The 4,374-nt window shown below is 54.1% G+C and carries 6 protein-coding genes; 3 read left to right on the plus strand and 3 right to left on the minus strand.

Features of this window, described 5'->3' with window-relative positions; translation table 11 throughout:
* The coding region (locus RTY00_RS20610) for a deaminase (RefSeq protein WP_312665909.1) at positions 1-316 on the plus strand (316 nt) is incomplete at its 5' end.
* 146 nt (positions 317-462) lie between these two features.
* Positions 463-1,443 (plus strand): aldo/keto reductase, encoded by a 981-nt coding sequence (locus RTY00_RS20615; protein WP_312665911.1) that lies wholly within the window; start codon positions 463-465, stop codon positions 1,441-1,443.
* A 57-nt stretch (positions 1,444-1,500) separates the two neighbouring features.
* Here the strand turns inward: RTY00_RS20615 and RTY00_RS20620 are convergent, their stop codons facing one another.
* Entirely contained in the window at positions 1,501-1,722 is a 222-nt protein-coding gene (locus RTY00_RS20620) for a hypothetical protein (RefSeq protein ID WP_008106155.1), read from the minus strand.
* 111 nt (positions 1,723-1,833) lie between these two features.
* On the opposite strand from RTY00_RS20620, the gene RTY00_RS20625 reads away from it, so the two are divergent.
* Positions 1,834-2,409: a nucleotidyltransferase family protein gene (locus RTY00_RS20625; RefSeq protein ID WP_312665912.1), complete on the plus strand. Its 576-nt coding sequence runs from the start codon at positions 1,834-1,836 to the stop codon at positions 2,407-2,409.
* Here RTY00_RS20625 and RTY00_RS20630 read toward each other — a convergent pair.
* Both RTY00_RS20630 and RTY00_RS20635 read right to left on the minus strand, forming a co-directional pair.
* Positions 2,396-3,319 (minus strand): XdhC family protein, encoded by a 924-nt coding sequence (locus RTY00_RS20630; RefSeq protein ID WP_312665914.1) that lies wholly within the window; start codon positions 3,317-3,319, stop codon positions 2,396-2,398. The genes RTY00_RS20625 and RTY00_RS20630 overlap by 14 nt on opposite strands.
* A 17-nt stretch (positions 3,320-3,336) precedes the next feature.
* A partial coding sequence (locus RTY00_RS20635) for a xanthine dehydrogenase family protein molybdopterin-binding subunit (protein WP_312665916.1) occupies positions 3,337-4,374 on the minus strand: 1,038 nt, incomplete at its 5' end.

Genomic DNA, 4,374 nt, shown 5'->3' on the forward strand with positions numbered 1-4,374 from the left:
TGAAATACTGGCCATCCGCGAAGCCTGCCGTGAATCAGGCAGCGAAAACCTCACCGACTGCGACATTTACATTCTTGCCAGCCCTTGTCCAATGTGTCTGGGTGCACTCTATTATTGCAGCCCGAAACAAGTGATATACATCACCAAACGCGAAGAGTATTCGACATATTACCGTGACGACCGTAAATATTTTGAACTGGACACCTTTTACGACGAATACAGTAAACCGATTGAACAACGCCGCTTGCCGATGAAATATGATCCCCGGCCGCAGGCATTAGACGTGTATAAACGTTGGCAGATATTAAATAAGTAATAAAAGGATATTGACGCGTAGCCGGTGCTGCGCGTTGCCCCATTGATGAATTAAGATCATAAGGGCAATGGTTAAAACCTCTCTACCGGCATACCCATGCGCTTTCTATACTCATCGCTACTGGTTTTCAGCGCTTAGGAGTACAAATGCAGAAACGTAAATTAGGAACTGGCGGTCTGGAAGTCTCTGCTTTGGGATTTGGTTGCATGGGAATGACCTTTGGTTATGGCCCGGCAATGGATGAAGCTGATGCGGTGGCGTTAATTCGCCATGCTTATGCTCAAGGCGTAACCTTCTTCGACTCTGCAGAAGCCTACGGCGAAGCCAATGAAATGTTAGTTGGCAAGGCGTTAGCACCCATACGCAACGACGTAGTTATTGCCACGAAATTTGGCTTTAAAGACGGTACGCCAGCGGCAGGATTAGATAGCAGCCCCGCGCGCATTCGCCATGTGGCAGAGCAATCGCTAAAACGCATGAATATCGACTGCATCGACCTCTTCTACCAACACCGCGTCGATCCAAACGTTCAGATTGAAGATGTCGCGGGTGCGGTAAGCGATTTAATTAAAGAAGGGAAGGTAAAGCATTTCGGCATGTCTGAAGCCGGTGTTGAAATGATTCGTCGCGCCAATGCGGTATTACCTGTTACCGCTCTGCAAAGTGAATATTCTCTGTTTACTCGTGAGCCTGAAGAGCAAATTCTGCCAGTGCTGGAAGAATTAGGCATCGGCTTCGTGCCCTTTAGTCCGCTGGGTAAAGGCTGGCTGACGGGGAAAATCGATAGCAATACCCAATTCGTTGAGGGGGATGTGCGCATCGTATTGCCGCGTTTTATTGGTGACGCGCGTGAAGCTAACTTGCGTCTGGTCTCGCTGATTGGTGAAATTGCAGCCCGTAAGCAGGTTACATCCGGTCAGATTGCACTCGCCTGGTTGCTATCGCAGAAGCCGTGGATTGTCCCGATTCCCGGTACCACCAAAACACATCGCTTAGATGAAAATATTGACGGCGCGGCTGTAACGCTAAGTGCGGCGGATATTACAGAGATTGAAACATTACTGGCAAAAATGCCGGTGACCGGCGACCGTTACACGGCGCAGATGCAGGCAACCATCAATCGGTGATCGCAAAAGCGGTTGTAACGGTTGGGAGCTGCCTGCTAACGCAGGCAGCTCAGGCTATTACTTAGACTGCTGCTGTTTGCTGTCTTCTTCTTTCTGCTTTTTATTCGCCATATGATGACCAACGGCACAACCGGCCGCCGCGCCAGCCACGCCGTGATGCGCCATGTGGCCCGCAACGCCGCCCACTACCGCACCTTTAATACAGCCCTTGGCTTCAACCTGAGAAGTGACCGACAGCAACACGCCCGCAGTCAATACAATCAGAGAAAATTTACGCATTGGTTTACTTCCTTATTTATTATCGACAGGCTGATTGTAGTTATCCTCGGTGAACTTAACGTATTAAACTGTAAGCAAAAATATCTTTATGCCACAAAGGTTCTAACAAAAATGATCACATCATCAGCAGGCATTCTCATCCTCGCGGCAGGTCAAGGTTCGCGCTATATCGCCAGCGGCGGCAGCGGTAATAAATTGCTTGCCAGCATGGGCGATGAGGCGAAGTCGGTGATTGAAACCGTCATCGAACAGGCGAAGCTGAGCTTGATGCCGGTAGCGCTGGTGACGCGCCCAGATTATCTGGCGGTGCGAGAGCATGCTGATCGTGCGGGCGTGCAGCTTGTGCTGTGTGAAAGTGGCGGCAGCGGTGAATCCATTGCGGCGGGCGTAGCGATGACCGATCGCTGGAATGGATGGATCATTACGCTGGGGGATATGCCGTGGCTAACGGCGGCGCATTATCGGCGAGTTAATGAGGCGCTGGAACAGGATGCGGCGCAGGCACGTCTAACTCATCAAGGAAAACCCGGCCATCCGGTCGGGTTTGATCGGCGCTACGCTGAGGCGTTACGCAATTTGAACGGCGATGAAGGCGCCAGAGCGCTGCTGGATCCGCGCTTACTGGTTACCCTTGAAGCGGATGCCGATGTGCATCGTGATATTGATGTGGTAGCTAAATCACGTTGAGCCGGGCCGCCGCGACATCCGCAACAATTGATAATGCCAGCGTGTGTGCATCTCTCGCCTGCGCAAAGATGCCAATCGGCGCTTTGATGCGGGCAATCTCATCTTCACTAAATCCCAGCGACAGCAGTTTCTCAACGCGCGTTGCATGCGTGCGTTGGCTGCCTAATGCACCGATATAGAAGGGCGCAGAACGTAGCGCCGCCAGCAGCACCGGCAGTTCCCGATCCAGATCGTGATACAGCAAAATCACTGCCGTGAAGGGATCGATAGCCTGCGCCTGCACATCCTCGCCAGAGAGCACCTCGTAACCGGCGACCTGCGCAATTGATACGGTCGCTAGCGCTTCAACTGAACGTCCATATACCGCGACACGCGTTTTTGGCAGATAGCCGATAACAAAGGCATCATCCTGCCAGCCTGTTGTTTCAGCACAATCCACGCTAGCCAGCCGCTGAAACTTCGGCAAATAGCGCAACACAGCGGGTTGTCGATTTGCCAGCAGATCCAGCACGTTTTTCAACGGCTGCGCATCACGTAACCGATGGAAAGCCAGCGCAATCCCGCCGCCACAGGGCAGCACAATGTCCAGATAAGGCGATCCTTCGCCATAGCGCACAACGCGATCTTTTCCGCTGGCAATAACCTGCAACGCTTCGTAAGCCGCCGCCGCTTCCACACAGCCGCCGGAGACATAGCCGCAATAGCGGCCATCTTCCCGCACCACCATTTGCGCACCCAATGCGCGCGCCGCGCCGCCGCGGATTTCTACCAGCGTGATCAACACGGCAGCGAAATCCTCCTCCATTGCTTCTAATGCGAAGCGCAAAATAGTTTCGCTGTCATCAGTCTGCAAAGCCTGCTGCGGCTTGATCTGCGGTTGCAGATCTTCATCAATCAGTAGCTGCTGCACTGCGCTTCTCCTCAGCGTTAGACAAGGGCGGGCAAGCCTTTGAGTAACTTATCCAGCGTCACCGGATAGTCACGCACGCGCACGCCGGTGGCGTTGTAAATGGCATTGACGATTGCCGCGCTGACGCCGCACAAGCCCAGTTCACCGACGCCTTTTGCTTTCATCGGTGAAGAGATAGGATCTGTGTCATCGAGGAAAATCACCTCCTGCTGCGGAATATCTGCATGAACAGGCACTTCGTAGCCCGCCATATCGTGGTTGACGAAATACCCGAGGCGCTCATCGACGAACAGTTCCTCCATCAACGCGCCGCCAAGGCCCATCGTCATAGCGCCAATCACTTGGCTACGTGCAGTTTTAGGATTGAGAATGCGTCCGGCGGCACAAACCGCCAGCATGCGCCGTACGCGCACTTCACCGGTGGCAACGTCCACGCCGACTTCGATGAAGTGTCCGGCGAAAGTTGATTGCTGATATTGCTCATCAAGATCGCCAAACTCGATGGTGTCTTCCAAGGTGAGGGTGGCTTCGGCGGCGGCCTGGGCGAGCGGCGTGCTCTGGTTGCCGTCATGTACCTGACCCTCGCTGAAAGTTGCGCGTTGCGCGTCAAAGCCCAGTTTGCTGGCTACCGCTTCACGAAGTTTCACGCAGGCGGCGTAAACGCCGGAAGTTGAGGTGTTCGCGCCCCATTGGCCGCCGGAACCGGCAGAAACCGGGAAGTCTGAATCGCCTAATCTAACCACCACACGCTCAATCGGCACGCCCATCATCTCTGCAGCGGTTTGCGCGAGGATGGTGTAGCTGCCGGTGCCGATGTCGGTCATATCGGTTTCAACGGTGATGATACCTTTGCTGTCCAGATGCACGCGTGCGCCAGAAGGCGTCACCATGTTGTTACGAAAGCCCGCCGCAACGCCCATACCGACCAACCAGCGTCCATCCTTAACCATCCCCGGTTTGGCGTTGCGACCTGACCAGCCAAACCGCTCGGCACCGGTATTCAGACACTCAACCAGCTGACGACGGGAGAAAGGGCGCTCGGGTTTGGCCGGATC

This window comes from Pantoea sp. CTOTU49201 (assembly GCF_032054795.1).
GTDB lineage: Bacteria > Pseudomonadota > Gammaproteobacteria > Enterobacterales > Enterobacteriaceae > Pantoea > Pantoea symbiotica.

Excerpts from the sequence above, each read along its gene's own strand:
- RTY00_RS20615 (WP_312665911.1), top strand. The coding sequence starts at position 463 with ATGCAGAAACGTAAATTAGGAACTGGCGGTCTGGAAGTCTCTGCTTTG.
- RTY00_RS20625 (WP_312665912.1), top strand. The coding sequence starts at position 1,834 with ATGATCACATCATCAGCAGGCATTCTCATCCTCGCGGCAGGTCAAGGT.
- RTY00_RS20620 (WP_008106155.1), bottom strand. The coding sequence starts at position 1,722 with ATGCGTAAATTTTCTCTGATTGTATTGACTGCGGGCGTGTTGCTGTCG.